Here is a 17,327-nt window from a genome sequence, read left to right on the forward strand (position 1 = left end):
GGAAGTAGAACTATTTGTATTAGAGCCGAAAAGTCAGTTCTTGTCGAATAATTCGCACAATGTCCCCATCTTTTAACGTATATCCTTGATAGGTGACGAGTGGAAACTCATTCAAAAACGTTCCGTTCATAGAGCCTGCATCTCGAAGCTGAAAACCATTGCTAGTTTGAACAATTTCCGCATGAATCCTGGAAACACCTACATCTTCCACCACATAATCGACTCTGCTGCTTGAATCCCCTCTACCAATGGTAAACACTTCACTGTTAATAGGAACGGTTTGGTTGACTCCTTCAACTTGCCTCTCCAATCGAGGGCCAAGTTGATCTCGCTTGGGAGATTTCCCAAGTAGCACTGTGGCATTTGAATGTGATGGACTGAGCAAGGTTGTATGCAAGGTCAGATTTTGATAATAGTGCTGGATGTCCAGTGGATCCGTCGCACAATTAGCATCATCAAGCATGACTTCGTTACCGGGATCATAGATGTTGTGAGCGGTAGAGGAACTTTTCTGATTTTGAATCATTCGACTAGAGAAATCAGGGCGACCTAAGAAAAGTAGAACGAAGCCCACATCCCCCAATAACAAAGTAGTTCCTGCAATGATTTGCAGCAGGCTTGTCGAGGGACTTTCCAAATATTGCTGCCACAGAAAAGCAAGTAAAATAAGGATAAAAGCAATCGTCATCCATCGCCACCGTTGCTGTAGAGGTATGAAGGATAGTTGCATCTGTTCACGTTTAGACAAGATGGGATTTTCAGTTTTGGGCTGGATGTGTTTCGCTTCATCATGCTTCCAATGTGCTTTGGGTAATCCTTGTTCTGGTACCGGGGCTACAATAGTTTCGGAAGGTGGGGTAGCAATTGTTTCTCGTTTAAGAATCGGCTCGTCCATCAACTTTAATAACGCTTCCTTATATGCTTGAAAACTTTTTCTAGCTAAATGTGTTGGCACCCAAGCCTGCAGTTGTACCTGTTCCTCTTCTCTAAGATGTAGGATAAGTTTATGGAGAAGTGCATCTATCGCAAGATAGCTCTCATCGACATCATGAGCTATATTTAGCGGCGCATACGTCAGGTAAACATCCGACCAATCTTGTCCTATGAAAATAAAATTATCTTTCAAGACGAAATTCATCTCACACAGCATATAATTCTTGCTTTCATCCAGTGTACTAACGATCGCGTACATCAATTTGGCAAGTAAATGGATGGAGAAATTCTCTACTTTCAAAACATGTGACAGCATTCGTTTGGAGGACAATCTATACAGTAGTCGAATGTTTGAATCCACCTCATGAATGTCGAACGGCAACAACCTTGGTATTTGATTGGCTTCTAACATGCGCACCTGCAAATTGGAAAGCTCACTCGCTTCTAAACCTCCTTCCTTGAACAGCTCCATAAGATGTCCATGTCGATAAACAAATTCATAACGAAGTCCGAATACTTCTTGTGTCATACAAACACCTCATTCAAAGCAAAGAATAGTAAATCGTAACGGCTACAGCTGGAAAAACCGCGTACATAAAGGGGAATTTGATGTTTTTTTGTTGCTTAAGTTCAAAAAAGGTTTCAAACCTTTTGAGCACCAGTATAGAGAACAACCAACCGGCAAGCTTACGACTCGTTGTTCTTATTTTTCTTTGAAAAAGAAGAAGGAAAAGTCCGATTAATCCTGCCCATAAAATCGCATAAACAAGTGTTTGCACAACAAACATAACGCCCATTATTGCTCCGATAGCAGCAAAAAGTTTGACATCTCCAGCTCCCAATGCCCCAATTGCATACAACACAAGTACCATGATAAAGCCTGTACCTGCACCAATGAGAGAAAAAAGTAGCCCGTTCCAGCCTTCTGAGCATGTGTGGAACAATACTCCGAATAACGTTCCACACATGGTCAACTTATTGGGCAGCTTTGAATACCGCACATCAATGATAAAGGCAACAGTTATAAAAATAATAAATAGACCAAGACATACAAGAATAAGGTTACTCCTCCCTTCAATTAAGCTCCTACCCAAGCCCGCTCAAAGCCCCTTTTTTTCAGAACAATCGTTTGGCTCATAAAAGGGATGGGCAATTGATAGATCAGTTGAGCCTCGATCCCAAAAAACGCCTCCCCGTCCTGCTTCAAACTCGGCAACGTTACAGAAATGACTTTGAAGTTGCTCTTATTAACGAACTTCACATCACAAAATGCAAACACAATTGGTGTAAAGGCAGCAAGCATCCGCGGCATAACTTGTGATTGATAAAATTCATTCAACTCATCTTGTGCCATGCCTTCGCCAAGCACTCGCTTCTCTTTTTCCCAACGTACGATCTCTAACAGCGAATCAGGTATGTAAGCCGCGTATTCATTAGCAATTTCCTCTGTACTCGTCACATGCTCCCTCGCTGATTGGACTTGATCCACGACAGTATTAAGCATCTCAGCTGCGCGGCTTTGATCATATTTTAATTGAGCTTCTTGAACTAGTATCCTCACAGGATACAGTTGACCCGCAATGGACTTCGTTGCCTCGGAAACGCCGGACTGCAACGCCATTTCTACCAAAGCAATTTGAATGAAAAGGACAAGACCTACTACGAAAGCAAGAAACAAAGGCAGAATAAGTGAAGCTTCCAGGACGATGCCGCCTTCTTGCTCTTTATGCAATTTGAGAAGCAAATCCATGTCTCCTTCCTCAATACGAAACGACGGCAGCTCGGTTCATTTGACAGTGTGTTCCAACAACTTTACATCCTAAAAGTCCAGTCCCATCCAGCAGTTTCATCACTTGAGGAATAAACCAAAGCCTGATTTCACTCGTTGCATTCGCTTGGATATAGGATGTTTGTTGATTGAGATCTTTACCTGTCTCTAATTCGTGGAGGGCCTGCATTCGGGACATCAGCTTGGTATTATTGCTATGTAACATAAGAAATAAACGGAGATAGTCTTTATACGTCAATTGGAGTGCCGATGAGATGAGCTTTGACGATAATTCAACAGCCTCACCTTTCACCAAAGCGTTCATATCGACGAATGCCTCAGCTGCACCTTGAGCCGCGGCTGCCAGAAAAACGAGTAACGGGGAGCCTATTTGGAGAAGTTCTTTTTTAGGATCTAATAACGCTTCAACGGTACGAATTGCTAAGCGTAATGAAAATATTTCTGCATAGGCGGAAGACATATTAGCCACACAGGAAGAGAAACCATACAACAGGTATTCAACCTCTTGATTTACTAAAGCGTGTGTCCCAGGATCAACTAGCTCATTCGACAATTTCGGGTTCCCCCTTGGATCTTTCTCTAGTCCATAGGTTCGGAAGTTAAACTTCGTTAACGCATATTCATTCACGTAAAGTTCATCTCGGAGAACTTCCGCAGCGCTATTCAATAAACCAAGCATATCCATTGCCCTCAAACTAGTAGGTTCTGCTTTTTCAATATCATAGGCAACATTGTTCCCTATCGTTGTATCTTGCGCATTCGCTTGTCGATATTTCTGATAGAAGCCTGAATCACCTTGGAGCTTACTATAAGTCACAGAATCACTGGATTGCGTACTTGTTAGGCTGCAACCACCGATCGCTTGCTTGGCCTTATCCATAATGGCTTGGATTTTATTCTTTTGAGTCTGCTTATCCGTCGTTGTAGCTTCATTTGCATCCATTCTCGATTTTTCTAACGGACTTTGTTTGGCATGAAAATCATTAGCAACTGTCAGGTAGCTGTCATTGGCTTGATTAACTTTGCTTGTATTTACGGTAGTATACAAGACGACACTCTCTACAGCAGATCGGAATGATGAAAACAACGCAGAGATTGCTGCGATCGACGTTTGATATTTGTAAAAATAATCATCTCCAATCAAGGACACATGTTGAAACACATCATACACAGACGAGTTTCCTTGAGTAGAAGTGCTCGAGATTCCCGTCAGCTCTGAGCGTATTTCGTCATTTTTTTGCTTGGCTTGTCGTAAGATTGGCTCAATCACCTGCTGTAGTTGTTGAACTACTTTTTCATCTGCAGCCACCTCAAGTTTGGTACGGATGATAAGTGCTGTGTAAGTCATAATTTTTTGCACTAAAGCTTCCAGCTCATTTAACTTTTGTGACAGCATTCCAGCCTGCTCCTCAAGCCTGCTTTTGGCTTCGGCAAGTGATCGGATACTAGCGGCTGCCTCAGGACCTGCTTGTACAAGTGATGCTAATGAAAGATCCATATTCCTTATGCTCGCTGTAAGCGAACGCAAATTCTCTTGAACTTGACTAATTTCGCTGCGAACTTCGTCAACTGTATGAATGCCGATTTCACCAGATAACTTGTCTAATTCAGCAACTCTGGCACTATAATAGCTATGAAATTCAGTAGTTCTGACATAGAACTCTTCCGCGCTCTGCCATGCTTCATCTAGTAAGCTTTCCCGTTGCTCGATCAACTTCTCGAGCTCAGACGCTTCCTTGGCAAATTGAGAACCCATCTGAAAAGGCTCACGGACGCCGCTCTTTTGAAATTTATCAACTATTTCGAGCGTATATTCAATCGGTGCTTTTATTTTCATATCCTCTAAGAGCTGCCCCTCAAATATGACATGACTAGCAAGCGTATAAACTGGCGTAACGCGTAACGCTCCATCGACAGCTTTGGTATTAATAAAATGAAAAGCATTCTCGGAGACGCCACCCGATAAGTTTTGGATAAAAACATCGTTAAGCAATTTTTCTGACGCCTCTTGAGAGAGACCCATGCCATAAAGCCCTCTCTTCTGCAGCTCGGGATCAAAGGAAGACATCACCGAGCGCGCAGCTGCATGTAAGGCAGATTCCGTTTCTTTCTCGGCTACTTTAATTCTGGCAAAATCAATGAGTACCGCTTGAAATAAAAAAATTGGCACAATAATAAGGATCAAATAGACAGATACGGTGCCATTTTCTGCTCGTAAGAATCTTTTCAATGGCTCCCCTCTTTCTAATTATGAATAACGACTACAATCCCTTTACGTTCAAGTTCTTTGCGAAAAGCAACCGTGGGCATTCCTTTGCCGCTGGCATCCTTCTTAAAAAAATGCCAAACGATGCCTTTCACAGTCGGATCATGCTCGAGTAATTCAACATCCTTCGGGAGCTGTTCGGTGCGAAGCTGAGCTTCCGTCAAACTATAAAACGCTTGATGACCAATGCCTCTTGCGTCTAAAGCATCAATTTTTCTGCTTTTACCAGACGCAGTCGTCCTTACAACCTCTGTCCCTCCTACAAGTGACCTCAAGTACGAAGATGCTTGACGTTCAGATTGAATACTGACGCTTGGACCTGACAAATCGCTTTTGACCGGATCTACAAGTGCCGCTTTCGCTTTCTCGGTAGATATCCGTCCGACTAAAGTTGGCAGATAAGTGCGCGTAAGGTCTGTTGTTCTGATCAGCTCAATAGAATCAATTACATGTACAACAGCTTTACTTTCCGTTTGCGTTGTATGCATCCACCGACTAAGTATTGAAGGCATGATAAAAGACTTGTTTACCGTCACTTCAACTCGATGGTCCAATAAATAATTCGCATAGGATGCTGTTCCAGTAACGCCAGTTGGAAGTAATACCGCGGCTCTAGCTAGTTTTTTCTCAACTAAACCATTAGCTTCATTAGTGGGAAGTGCGATACTAGCCCCAGATCTACCTAGTAACAAGCCAAATAAGTCGCTTACATTGTCCTGCGTTAGACGCCAATACAAACCGTCCGTTTCCTGCGGATTATAACTTCCAGTACTTATATCTTTATGGCTGTTAGTCCAAGTAAAAGCTAACTTTTCAGCAGCTGAACGAGCTAATTGCCCTACAAAAACATGTTGATAGGCAAACATGCCTACAAACAACAATGTCACTGTACAAATTAAGATCACCGGAAATACAAGGGATGCTTCTAACGTAAAGGTACCCAGCTCATTGTTGATGAACTGACGAAGTCGACTACGGCGCACAACTGGTGGTCGGGCTCGGCGCACAGGGTGCAACCGCACTGTTATCCTTCAGGTCGGAATTGGCATCACCGATCAGCTTCTGGAACCATGAGACGATCCACTTTCTGAAAATGATCGCAATTGCAACTAACACCGCTACTATCAATAAAATTTCTAACGTTCCTAATCCGTCTTCCTCTTTCCACATACGCTTAAAGAATTCAAGTATTGTTTCCATTTCAACATTCCTCTCCTATTGGTTCATCATGAGTAACGCAGGTGCCGCGACGATCACCATCACCACAACAAAAATTAACACCATCGGGAATACAAGCTTAGAAGATGCTTCCTCACCTAATGTCCGCGATACACTCTTCCTCCGCTGCCACAGCTCCAGTGAAAGAGAATGCAGCGAAACGACAAAGTCATTGCCGCCTCTTCTATAGTTAAGACCTAACGTTGATGCAAATAATGATACTTCATGTAACGCGCAGCGCTTACTGAAGTCCTCTAATACTTTCGTGAAGGAGATATTCATCTCCAGTTCATGCACAGCAACAAGCAGCTCTTTGTAAAGCGGGGAATCAGACATATTTGGCTTTGCTTGAACACAACGGATCCAAGCACGGTTGACTGTCTCTCCAGCATTTACTAAAAGCACGATTGTGCTCAGAAATTCAGGAAGCTCAAGAATCATCGATTGCTGTTTTTTACGTATTTTGTTGTCCAAATCACGAACCATCATCACTGGTGTCCCTATCGCAGCAACAACGCCAAAGGCAAGCAACGAACTATCTTCACCTGCTAGAATGGCAAGTACGGTAACGACGAATAGACACATGATGGAAGCTGATATAAGTTCTGCCATAAACCATTTACTGCCTTGCGAAGACAAGCTTCTTCCATATAAGGTCATACATTTATGATGGATTTTTAAAGTGAAATCGGGGAACCTTTCTAACAATTGGAGCTTATCGATCACATAATAGCTTGTCGGTAAGAGCATTTTCATCCGAAAGGGGTACGTTTGTATCTGAAGCTGACTACCGTATTTCTTCCGTCCGATCACCTGTACTGACATACAAAACACAATTTGTGCCAAGCCAAATAACCATATCCACATCCTACACCTTGATATTCATTATTTTTTGAGTGAGTACATAACAAGCGCCAAGCAACGACAAGCAGACGGTCATGATGAGAATCCCGCTCCCACGATACAGTGGAACCATATAATCAGGCGAGGAAAATGCCAATACAGCAACAATGAGGACGGGAGCAACAACAAGAACTCTCGATTCAAAACGCTTTTGAGCGACCATGACTGATATTTCCTGGGTTATGTCTAACTTCTCGGCAATGACCGTTGCTGTTCGTTTCATCACCTCAATTAGATTTCCTCCCGTACGTTTACAGGTCAGAAAAACATCAGAAAAGCTGAGAATATCTTCTAAATGACTGCGATCTGCAAAATGTTTAAGTGCTGCTTCGATCGGTTCACCATTTTCGACCTTACGGCAAATCAAGCCAAACTCAACGACGATCAAACAAGCTGGATCAGGATACAGCAGCTTCAAATCCTCCCATGCTTCTCGAAATGCCGATTCAATGGATTTCCCCACCGTCATAGAGGAAGAAAGACAGCTGAGAGCCTGTTTAAATTGTACATAAAGCATATTCTTACGTTTTTGGATTAATTGCTGCCGACGAAAGCGAGGAAACAGAAAACCCGTAGATCCTAAAGCGGCAGCGAGGATAACATTTTGGTAGAAAATATAACCGACCATGAATGACGGTAAACCTAGCATGAGTATGGCTGCTATTCTCTCTTTGGAGGACAAGTGATAATCGTTATAATCGATGAATACAACTGGGAGGACTGGCCGTGACTTGTGTATTGGGGGGATCTCGCTTTCTTTACAAGGGAATTTTCGTTTTTCAAGATATCGTAATAGAAGCCAACTCGCGCCACCCATGAAGATGAGCAGCAACCACACACTCATCCCACAACACCTCCTACTCTTCGAATAAACCAACTGGGTAACTGCTTACCTGCCATTTGGAGTTTGTACATATTAGCAAGTGTCTGCCCCGTATAACGGAGTGTTCCAAGAAGCTTCCCTTCTGGCGACTCCCCGCTTTCCTCAAAGAGAAACAGCGGTTGCAGCTGAACTTCGCCATCCTTCATCCCAACAACTTGTTGAATCTCTGTTACTTTGCGTGATCGATCTCGCATCCGGGAAATATGTACAATTACATCAAGTGCTGAGGCGATCTGCTTACGTATAACTTCAATGGGGAGCGGCGCCGCACTGAGTACCATCGTCTCCAGCCTACTGAGCATATCTTGCGAGGTGTTCGCGTGGCCGGTACTTAAGCTACCATCATGCCCCGTATTCATTGCAGCCAGCATATCTAGCGCCTCAGCTCCACGTACCTCCCCAACAATAATTCGATTAGGGCGCATCCGCAGGGAAGATCGAATTAATTCTCGCATCGTGATCGCCCCCTTCCCTTCTGTATTCGCATTTCTCGTTTCTAATCGGACTAAATTGGGTACGGTTTGGATCTGAAGCTCTGCTGAATCTTCAATTGTAATCACACGTTCATGCTCAGGAATCCACGCACTCAAGGCATTGAGAAACGTCGTTTTACCTGAGCCCGTTCCACCTCCGACGAATATATTGAATCCCGCTTCAACCATCATCCGAAGCATTTCCGCAGCCTCACTAGAAATACTTTCCATCCCAATCAAATCCGACATATCCAGTGGCTTTGCAGGAAATTTACGGATAGTTAATGTCGGACCACTTAGAGAGGCAGGTGGAAGCACGATATTTACACGCGAACCGTCTTTCAACCTTGCATCCACAATAGGTGTGGCCTGATTAACTATCCGATTCACTTTGGACACAATCATTTGAATTAAGTCTTCAAGCTTCTCTGCACTTTCTAGCTCATAGGGGTAACGTTCAACGGCACCCATCCGTTCGAAGAAAATACAGCTATGACCATTAACCATTATCTCTGTCACCGTTGGATCGTCGATTAACGGTTGGAGAATATCTAACCCCCTAAAGCTATCAAAAATACGCTTAACACCGACGTGCATATCACTTGAAGTCCAGCTATGCGCTCTTGCAGCACGAAAAATGGTTTCTTCGATATGCCCCAGTAACTGTGCGTCACTAACCTCATGTGTGAGATCGAGATTCTCTTTAATCTCCTGCTTTAATTCGTTAAACAGCCCTTGATTCAAGATAAGAATGCGCTCCTTCCTTGGAACTTCCCTCATTCTCATTGCAAACAGCCTGCAGCATGACATACACCTGTTCGGAAAATATATCCGATTGCCAAACTTGATCTGCCGAACTCATCACCTTCCAATCAGGAATATAGGGAAGTTTGAATGATAATTCTTTACCTAGAAAATCGAAAGAATTGGTCTGATTCCCCCTAAAGCTCGTCATAACAAAACGGATTTGAGGATATGCACTCATTTGTTTTAATAGTGTTTTAGTTCGAAAAGCATCATTCCAATCATCTCGGATCAGCCAAATGATCACATCGCTAAGCTCTAAACTCTTGACGATTCTCGGATGAACGGACGTTTCGAGATCCACGATAAGGGTATCGTAGACTGACAGGCCCACTATGGACGCAATGAGTTTTTTCACTTGCTCACCACTCATTTCTTGCATCTCCCGCATTTGCTCAAGTGGGGTTAAATAATCGAACCTTCGAGTAGCATCATGTGATTTTAATAGCGCCAGCTTAGGTCCTATCGACTCCGATGAATCTTTCAAATAATAAAGGAGCTGTGATAATCGCCCTGATTCACCTTGCAACCACTGAGAAGCAACGCTAATGGACTCCATGCTCAGATACAAGACACGTTCACCACGGAATGCCAACTGTTTCGCCATATGAACAGCCGTAATCGATTTACCGACATTGCCACTGCTGCTATACACGGATATCACTCGTGTGCGATTCATTTGTGTTCGACCAGAGCCTGACGGGGAACTTTCCGTGTATAAGGCTTGGATGTGTGAGAGCAACTCGTGCAGCGGCTGAAAACGGAATAAGAATGGATGGACAGTTTCTGGGGTTTCAGAATTCCTGATATGTTGACTCAAAAATATTTTGCTTAATGACGTACGATGATGCTGCAATAGCGGATAAAATGCATCAGATATCAATAGCACACCACTGTGGTTAGGTTCTTCTAACACCTGCAGTAGGAGTTCAAATTGCGAGAAAAGCTTTACTTGCATACGTTCAGCGAACTCCGTCGCCCGAATGAATATGGCTAATCGTTCGGCATAAATCATGTCGTCGTCTAAGACAAACAATTGAAGCTTCTTCATTGCAGCACCCCCCTCTCCCACACTTTCGCTATCCAGCGAACTTCGCGTACATACCATTGCCAATGAGTACACAACCCATAACAGCGAGCACGATTGCTATTCGCGTTATTGTTTCCACCCTCATACTTCCCCTCCTGTCTGCTTCGGAAAAACAAAAAAGCACGCGCTGACAATAGAGATTAATCCTCTACGATCAGCGGTGCTTCCGCTTGTCCGATTTTCAATTACCCAAATTGTACCACATTTCCCTAATAAATCAATCCCTTATTCCCAAGGATATTTCATGGTAAAGAAACTAGCAAGCTTCTTACTTTCCACGCGGCGAATACGTCTCATCTCAGCGCGGTGCGGAGCGGATTCGTGGAGTTTCTTCTCTTCTTCCGTTTCAGGAATGACATCTGGCACTTCCACGGGTACCTTATTTTCATCTAAAGCAACAAAAGTTAGGAAAGAAGTTGCCGCAATTTTTCTAGCGCCGGATTTCAAATCCTCTGTTACAACCTTAACGAATACCTCCATTGAGCTTTTACCTGTCCAAGTCACGAATGACTCTAAACAGACAGAATCCGACGTATGAATCGGTGACAAAAAGTCAACAGAATCCGTAGATGCCGTCACAACTGACCTCCGACAATGCTTATGAGCCGCTATGGAAGCAATGTCATCGATATAAGACATCAATTTCCCGCCAAAAAGCGTATTATGGTTGTTTACATCTGTTGGAAAAATACGTGATGTTTTGAAACATCTAGATTCTCTGGAAAATCGCTGCTCCATCTCTGTTTCCCCCTCTATATCTCATGCAAAATATGACTCATCATATCATACTTTTGGCTGGATTTGGTTATAACTTATCCCACGCGTGTAATATAGTAATACAAGCTCATTCATAAATAGGAGGTGTTTGCATGTGTTTACGTTTATCATCGTGTTCTTGATTACTTATGCGCTGTTTTCAATTTCAGGCGTATTGTTCCCCACAGATCTGCCCTACTATGCTACTTTGAAAAAACCCAGTTGGAATCCACCAGCTAAGTTATTCGGTATTGCTTGGGCGATCTTATATGCATTAATTTCTGCATCTGTCGCGATTGTCTACACGAAAACCGATGGATTTCAAGAAGCAGCGAGTAGTTATGTGTTGATATTATTGGTAAATTACGTGGCTAATCAAGCTTTCACCTTTTTCGAATTCAAATTAAAAAACTTACGTCTTGCTTTCCTTGACTCCGCTATTGTGGCTATCACCACGTATTTATTACTATACGCCACAATTCCTTATTCCAAGTTGGCTGCTTGGTTATTGCTTCCTTATTTATTATGGTCTTGTTTCGCTACACTACTAGCATGGACGATTTATCAGTTGAATAAAAACACTAACCGCGCTTATTGAAACGGGAAAATATCGATTTTTTGGGCAGAAGTGCGAGTTGATTGAGGCTTTGGTCCGGGAGAATCTCGTTGAGGAATGGTTTCAATGCTTCGTAAAAAACGTCCAAATATTGTGGCTGATCTTGAATGCAATCCCCTTTCCACACAGCTTGCAATACTTCGGATCTTGCAATTATGGGCATGATACACAATGGTTTAGATGGAAATGAGTCCTGCCACTCCGATCGATAATGCGAAGGCAACGCCCCATTCGCAATGTAATGCACTTTCTTCCCTCGTTGTTGGTAGGATGTGAATTGCGCTATTCGCTGTCGCGAACGTGGGCGATCACATTTCCCAGGCAAGCTATCCACAATAACGATTATTTCATCTGCACTATAACAAAGCTCCTGTACCGCAGGATGCTCCCACTCAGTCGATACATCCCATAGGATGATCGGCTTCTTGAGCATGTGCAGAAGCTTAAACGCATGAGAGGCCTGCCAATTACCTTGAAAACCATCAGGATTAATGGGTGCCCAAGTGGTAAAACCGTTTATCCATGGTGTAGTGATAGTAGAAGATGGGTCACAAATGTGATCAGAGGGAAACTTGTAGGGGCTTGGTGCATGGCGATCTCCATACAATAACATATATAAATCTGGTTCAATCGTCGGCTGTTCAACAAGCGCGTTGGGGATTTGGAGTGCATGTAATAACCTAGCTAGTGTAATAGCTGTGAAAGTCGCACCGACACCTGCAAATAACCCGCCAATGATGATTAATTTATCAGACGTATTGGAATGGTGTGAGCTGACTTGCAGCCCAGATTCAGCAACAATCAGATCGGCTTCAGGGGTTAAGGAACGTAGTCTTAGCTTCACTTCCATTGCGGTTTGACAGCGGTTCTGAGGTTGATCTTGCAGGAGAAAATGAATCGTTGTGCGTAGGGTTTCAGGGATCTCATCTAGACGTAGTTCCAGTGGTTTTGCCTTGCTATAAACATACTGACCTCCGGACAATAAGTAATATAACATAGAGCCAAGTGTATAAAGATCCGTTCGGGCGTCCGTTTGCAGTCCTAGATACTGTTCCGGTGCAGCGAACCCGATCGTTCCCATTTGCATTGTATCGGAAGTTTGTCCTTGTTTAAATTGTCTAGCTACTCCAAAATCAATTAAACGGACTTGATTATGTTGGTTAATCATGACGTTGGATGGCTTGAGATCGCGATAAATGATGGGTCGGGGCTGAAATGTATGTAAGTAGTGGAAGATATCAAGTAATTGAAAAGCAATTTGAACAATTAGCTTAATGGGTAGTTTACGTTGGTTTTTTTCGAATAAATCCTGTAGAGTTGGACCCTCGATATAGTCCATGACAAGATATCCATATCCACCCTCAGTAATAAAATAATCCACTAACTGCGGGAGCTGTGCATGCCCTAGCTTGGCCAGCATTTCAGCTTCTTCCGAGAAAGCAGTCTCATCGGAACCGACGCACTCAACTTCTTTCACTGCCCAACGCTTGCCCTTTAATTTCTTATCCCTAGCGAGATATACCTGGCTCATGCCGCCTTGTCCAAGCATGGACACAAGTTCGTATCTCCCTCCTACAATTGACCCTTGCCACTGTGGTCTAGGCTTCACAATTAGTAAAAACCCCCTCTTATATCCAAGTCATATTGCTCTTGATTATAAGGGAGGGCTTTTGGAAAATCTAGCTATTTTTCCGTTTTTTATATCTTTTGCAAATAAAGTGTCAATTCTTCCCGATTATGAAACAACTGCTTCGCCTTCAAGAGGAACAGTGAGTCTTCGAAAATGCGCAGAATATCGCGAACCGTTTGGAACGGTTTTTTATGCATAAGCTTCACGGTAACGATAGCTGTTCCGCCACTTTGCAAAGAGAAAAGTAAATCCGACACAAGATGTCCCATCTGCCGCGGATCCCAGCTCATGTCACAGACTAGTAAATCAAACTCATTCTCACGCAGCTTCACATCATTCGCATTTTTCTTCAGGAACGTCAGCAATGGATTGCCAAGTAGACGTGGGTTCATCGCAGCCGGGTCAATCGCCGTAACTTTCAAACCGCGCTCTAGCAGCAAAGACGTCCATCCGCCAGGCGCAGCTCCAATATCAATCGCTTTACGAGCGATACTGAAATCAATCCCGAACCGTTGCTCAGCTTCCAAAAGCTTAAATTTGGCACGTGAAATTTGATCCTCTTCTTTCATGAAACGGATCGCACCACCTGACCAATCTGATAAGTTATCACTTGGTTTTGAAATGCCGACGTAGACCTTTTTGGCGCTTATGTACACCGAAATAATATGGTCTGCATAACGGACAACAGGTTCGCCACCACATTCCGCAGTGAGAATTTCATCTATGGCTGCCTTAATAGCAAAAGGTGCATAAGGAACATCAGCACGCTCTTCCTTCCGAATTTGGGTGGCAATTTTCTCTCCGTAACCAAATAAACCAGCGGCATAGGCTTCACGAAGCCAAGCTGTCAAATGTGCAATGTCAGCATCCGTGCGACTAAGCTCCCACTCTTGTTGAACCGGTTGAACATGTCGCAGAAAGATAGGTTCATTCTCTTGCATGGTTGAAATGACATCGGTCGTATCTTCAGGTACCTGGAAATAAAACACTTCTGTCGGTACCAATAACGTAAATTTCGTAAGTGGAAATAACTTCCGCAGTTCGTCTTGCGCATATTGTGCGAACCCATGATTCGAGGTTCCAATATAGGTTGTTAATTGTGTCATAGCCGCATCCTTTTAATATTCTACATTCTTTTTAGGCTAACTTATTAAATACGCCTATTTGTCCTCAATAACCTTGATCCACGGGCGATCTTGGAACCATTCCAAGGCAACATGAATTCCGAAGGCCTTATAAATATTCTCAGGTGTCAATACATCTTCCTTACGTCCAGAGGCAATTAATTCACCTTGCTCGATTATCGCAACATGCGTAAATAAAGGCATGATTTCTTCGATGTGATGGGTGACATATACGACCGTTACATCTTGTTTACTAAGCTCATTTACGTCAGATAAGAACCGTTCACGCTCAAACAAATCCAAGCCCGCAGCAGGCTCATCCATAACGAGGATTGCTGGCTTACTCATCAAGGATCGTGCAAGCATGACCTTCTTACGTTCCCCTTGTGAAAGGCTTCCCAGAGGCTGATCAGCCAGATGTGGAATACGTACACGAGTAAGCATCTCCAGTGCTCGGTCTTTCACTTCCTGTGGAATTTCTTGATAGAACCTCAAATAAGCGTACTCACCTGTTGCAACGACCTCAAGGACTGGATCAATTAAGCTTAATTTTTCGAAAAGAGATTGAGAAATATAACCAATCTTCTTACGAACTTCCCGCACATCACATTGACCGTACCGGTTTCCGAGCACATCGACTGTGCCACGACTTGGAAATTCATAGCCATTCATCATTTCAAGCAGCGTTGTTTTACCAGAGCCATTTCGGCCCAGCAATACCCAGTGTTCACCGGATTCGATATGTACATTCACATCGTTTAAAATATGGCGTTCTCCACGTATAAAATGAATACCGGATAAATGGATCATAAGTTCGTTTCCTTTCACATTACGGTTTACTTGGATCGTTTTTTTGTGCAACTCCCATCAATACATCATCAGGCATACGATGCGCATATAGCCCCATTTCATCTGGCTTGACAGCATATAGCATCTGATACATCTGTGTGCATGCGGAAGGACTAGACGTATGAATATAAATTGCTCTTGGAAATTTACGCTGCTGAATCAACCAAATGACAACATCCATGCCCGTTTGCTTCGACATCCAACCCAAATCATGATCCAAAGATAAGATGTCTACAACACATTCCTCAAGCAAAGCAATGCATTCTTTCGCATCTTTGGCTAACACAAATCCTTGGGGACAAGGACGCGAATCATCTAAGTATACATGAATCATCCTCACATTTCCTTTCCAACAACGAATTTACGAACGCAATCTCTTCCCGATGCGTGCCATCACGCCCCGTACCTGTCTCAAGAACAATTGGAATGTCTCGTAAATAAGGGGAGTGTAAGAGGCTTTGAAAATTCGAAATGCCAATATGACCCGATCCAATGTTGGCGTGCCGATCACGGCGCGATCCCCATGGATGCACCGAATCATTCAAATGAATAGCTTTCAGATGAGATAGATAATCTAGCTGATCTCCCTTCGACTCCAGCTCTGCCCAATCCGTTCCTTGCCAAAGACGACTAGCAAAAGCATGACAAGTATCTAAGCAAAAACCAATTTTCTCGGGTGAATCGCATAGCTTACGAACTTGCACCATTTCTTCAAAGGTTAGACCCAGTTGGGAACCTTCACCTGCTTGGTTTTCAAGCAATATGAAAGAAGCTCCCGTGTAACCTTCCGTAGCACTATTCAAACATTGTATTATATTTTTGTAACCTTGTAACGGGTCTTTTCCCGTATATTTACCAAAATGCACCACAAGTCCAACAGAACCGCAGGCATTTGTAATGTCTAGGCCATTTTTGAGCAAGTTAACCATGATCTCACGTTCTGGCTCATCTGCTGCGGGATTTAATGCATAAGGAGCATGCCCGATGGAGAGAATGCCATGTTCCACACATAACTGAGCACATGCATTCGCGTCTTTACGATCGACAACTTTCGTAGCCAAACTACGCGGATTCATCGGAAAATATTGAAAAGCCTTTGCACCTATTGAAAGGGCGGTTTTGGCTGCATTCAAATAACCGCCTCGCGTTCTTACATGGGCGCCGATAAACATGTTCAATCCGACCTTTCACTTCTGGCAATGGGCACAATAAAAACATTTACGGCTTGAGACTTCGGTTTGAATGATAGGGCTCCCGCATCGTAAACAGGGCTCATCTTTGCGATCATAGACACGACATTTCGGATTATATTGTCCTGTTAAACGATCTCCCACGAATAAAGGTTCTTCCATATAGCCACCGACGGCAATCGCTTCACGAAGTAAAGCCTGCATAGCTTGGTAGAGTTGAAGTTGTTCATTATCAGTAAGCGAGGGTACCTTTCGTAAAGGGAGTAGGCCCGCTTCAAAGCAAATTTCATCCGAGTAACAATTCCCAATACCCGAAAGAAAGGTTTGATCTACAAACGTTACTTTAAGATTCCCTCGCTTAGATCGCAGTACGCTCCGAAATTGAGTGAGGTTAAGTTCGAACGGTTCAGGTCCAAGTTTTTGTAAGAGCTTATGGGTTACCTCTGGCGTATGCAGATGCAAGTAACCTAAACGTAATCCAATAAAGGACAAACTGTTGTTACCTAAATGAATGTCCACTTGAATCGTTCGATCTGGCTTCTCTTCTTGAGTACCAAAGAACATCCAACCGCCAAGCATAAGATGTAAAAGTAGGATCTCACCTGTGGCCAAATGAAACAGTAGGTGTTTGGCTCTGCGCTCTATTCGCACAATTCGATTGCCGATAAGCTTCCCCGCAAATTCTTCAGGATCTACATTCAACGATTTCGGGCGTGTCACATCGACTCCCGTAATCGGTACTCCTATGATTAATCGTGTCAACTGCTGACGATACGTTTCCATTTCCGGAAGCTCAGGCACGA

General features: G+C 43.4%; 18 protein-coding genes. 1 reads left to right on the forward strand and 17 read right to left on the reverse strand.

Going from position 1 to position 17,327, the window contains the following annotated elements; translation table 11 throughout:
- Positions 1-19: 19 nt before the first annotated feature.
- The 11 genes from ACSQ8O_RS28465 to ACSQ8O_RS28515 form a co-directional block, all read right to left on the reverse strand.
- The gene (locus ACSQ8O_RS28465) at positions 20-1,462 is read right to left on the reverse strand and encodes a DUF6382 domain-containing protein (protein ID WP_436244428.1); all 1,443 of its coding nucleotides are present in this window, start codon (positions 1,460-1,462) and stop codon (positions 20-22) included.
- A 13-nt stretch (positions 1,463-1,475) separates the two neighbouring features.
- Positions 1,476-2,027 carry an A24 family peptidase gene (locus ACSQ8O_RS28470; protein WP_436244429.1) on the reverse strand — a complete coding sequence of 184 codons (552 nt, stop codon included), beginning with the start codon at positions 2,025-2,027 and terminating at the stop codon, positions 1,476-1,478.
- Entirely contained in the window at positions 2,012-2,677 is a 666-nt protein-coding gene (locus ACSQ8O_RS28475) for a TadE/TadG family type IV pilus assembly protein (protein ID WP_436244430.1), read from the reverse strand. Before ACSQ8O_RS28475 ends, ACSQ8O_RS28470 begins: the two co-directional genes overlap by 16 nt.
- A gap of 16 nt (positions 2,678-2,693) precedes the next feature.
- Positions 2,694-4,952 (reverse strand): hypothetical protein, encoded by a 2,259-nt coding sequence (locus tag ACSQ8O_RS28480; protein WP_436244431.1) that lies wholly within the window; start codon positions 4,950-4,952, stop codon positions 2,694-2,696.
- A gap of 14 nt (positions 4,953-4,966) precedes the next feature.
- Complete coding sequence (locus tag ACSQ8O_RS28485; protein WP_436244432.1) at positions 4,967-5,995, reverse strand: TadE family protein; 1,029 nt, start codon at positions 5,993-5,995, stop codon at positions 4,967-4,969.
- Positions 5,961-6,188 carry a Flp1 family type IVb pilin gene (locus tag ACSQ8O_RS28490; RefSeq protein WP_056621006.1) on the reverse strand — a complete coding sequence of 76 codons (228 nt, stop codon included), beginning with the start codon at positions 6,186-6,188 and terminating at the stop codon, positions 5,961-5,963. The genes ACSQ8O_RS28485 and ACSQ8O_RS28490 overlap by 35 nt, the downstream gene beginning before the upstream one ends.
- Positions 6,189-6,203: 15 nt before the next feature.
- A complete protein-coding gene (locus ACSQ8O_RS28495; protein ID WP_436244433.1) occupies positions 6,204-7,031 on the reverse strand; it encodes a type II secretion system F family protein in 828 nt (275 codons plus the stop codon).
- A gap of 43 nt (positions 7,032-7,074) precedes the next feature.
- The gene (locus tag ACSQ8O_RS28500) at positions 7,075-7,953 is read right to left on the reverse strand and encodes a type II secretion system F family protein (protein ID WP_436244434.1); all 879 of its coding nucleotides are present in this window, start codon (positions 7,951-7,953) and stop codon (positions 7,075-7,077) included.
- Positions 7,950-9,209, reverse strand: coding sequence for a CpaF family protein (locus ACSQ8O_RS28505; RefSeq protein ID WP_436244435.1), 1,260 nt, complete (start codon positions 9,207-9,209; stop codon positions 7,950-7,952). The genes ACSQ8O_RS28500 and ACSQ8O_RS28505 overlap by 4 nt, the downstream gene beginning before the upstream one ends.
- Entirely contained in the window at positions 9,190-10,320 is a 1,131-nt protein-coding gene (locus tag ACSQ8O_RS28510; protein ID WP_436244436.1) for a hypothetical protein, read from the reverse strand. The genes ACSQ8O_RS28505 and ACSQ8O_RS28510 overlap by 20 nt, the downstream gene beginning before the upstream one ends.
- 264 nt (positions 10,321-10,584) lie before the next feature.
- Positions 10,585-11,097, reverse strand: coding sequence for an acyl-CoA thioesterase (locus ACSQ8O_RS28515; RefSeq protein WP_056620994.1), 513 nt, complete (start codon positions 11,095-11,097; stop codon positions 10,585-10,587).
- A 133-nt stretch (positions 11,098-11,230) separates the two neighbouring features.
- Between ACSQ8O_RS28515 and ACSQ8O_RS28520 the strand changes: the two genes are divergently transcribed.
- Positions 11,231-11,713, forward strand: a complete 483-nt coding sequence (locus tag ACSQ8O_RS28520) for a TspO/MBR family protein (RefSeq protein WP_436244437.1) — start codon at positions 11,231-11,233, stop codon at positions 11,711-11,713.
- Here the strand turns inward: ACSQ8O_RS28520 and ACSQ8O_RS28525 are convergent.
- The 6 genes from ACSQ8O_RS28525 to ACSQ8O_RS28550 form a co-directional block, all read right to left on the reverse strand.
- Positions 11,697-13,286, reverse strand: coding sequence for a serine/threonine protein kinase (locus tag ACSQ8O_RS28525; RefSeq protein ID WP_436244438.1), 1,590 nt, complete (start codon positions 13,284-13,286; stop codon positions 11,697-11,699). The genes ACSQ8O_RS28520 and ACSQ8O_RS28525 overlap by 17 nt on opposite strands.
- Before the next feature lie 143 nt (positions 13,287-13,429).
- Complete coding sequence (locus tag ACSQ8O_RS28530) at positions 13,430-14,467, reverse strand: SAM-dependent methyltransferase (protein ID WP_436244439.1); 1,038 nt, start codon at positions 14,465-14,467, stop codon at positions 13,430-13,432.
- A gap of 54 nt (positions 14,468-14,521) precedes the next feature.
- The gene (locus tag ACSQ8O_RS28535; protein ID WP_436244440.1) at positions 14,522-15,295 is read right to left on the reverse strand and encodes an ABC transporter ATP-binding protein; all 774 of its coding nucleotides are present in this window, start codon (positions 15,293-15,295) and stop codon (positions 14,522-14,524) included.
- 19 nt (positions 15,296-15,314) lie between these two features.
- The gene (locus tag ACSQ8O_RS28540; RefSeq protein WP_436244441.1) at positions 15,315-15,668 is read right to left on the reverse strand and encodes a cyclic-phosphate processing receiver domain-containing protein; all 354 of its coding nucleotides are present in this window, start codon (positions 15,666-15,668) and stop codon (positions 15,315-15,317) included.
- Positions 15,646-16,506, reverse strand: a complete 861-nt coding sequence (locus ACSQ8O_RS28545; RefSeq protein WP_436244442.1) for a deoxyribonuclease IV — start codon at positions 16,504-16,506, stop codon at positions 15,646-15,648. The genes ACSQ8O_RS28540 and ACSQ8O_RS28545 overlap by 23 nt, the downstream gene beginning before the upstream one ends.
- Before the next feature lie 15 nt (positions 16,507-16,521).
- Positions 16,522-17,325 (reverse strand): Fpg/Nei family DNA glycosylase, encoded by an 804-nt coding sequence (locus ACSQ8O_RS28550; protein WP_436244443.1) that lies wholly within the window; start codon positions 17,323-17,325, stop codon positions 16,522-16,524.
- Positions 17,326-17,327: the final 2 nt, after the last annotated feature.

Source organism: Paenibacillus sp. LjRoot56, from assembly GCF_964253335.1.
In the GTDB taxonomy this organism is placed as follows: domain Bacteria; phylum Bacillota; class Bacilli; order Paenibacillales; family NBRC-103111; genus Paenibacillus_E; species Paenibacillus_E allorhizoplanae.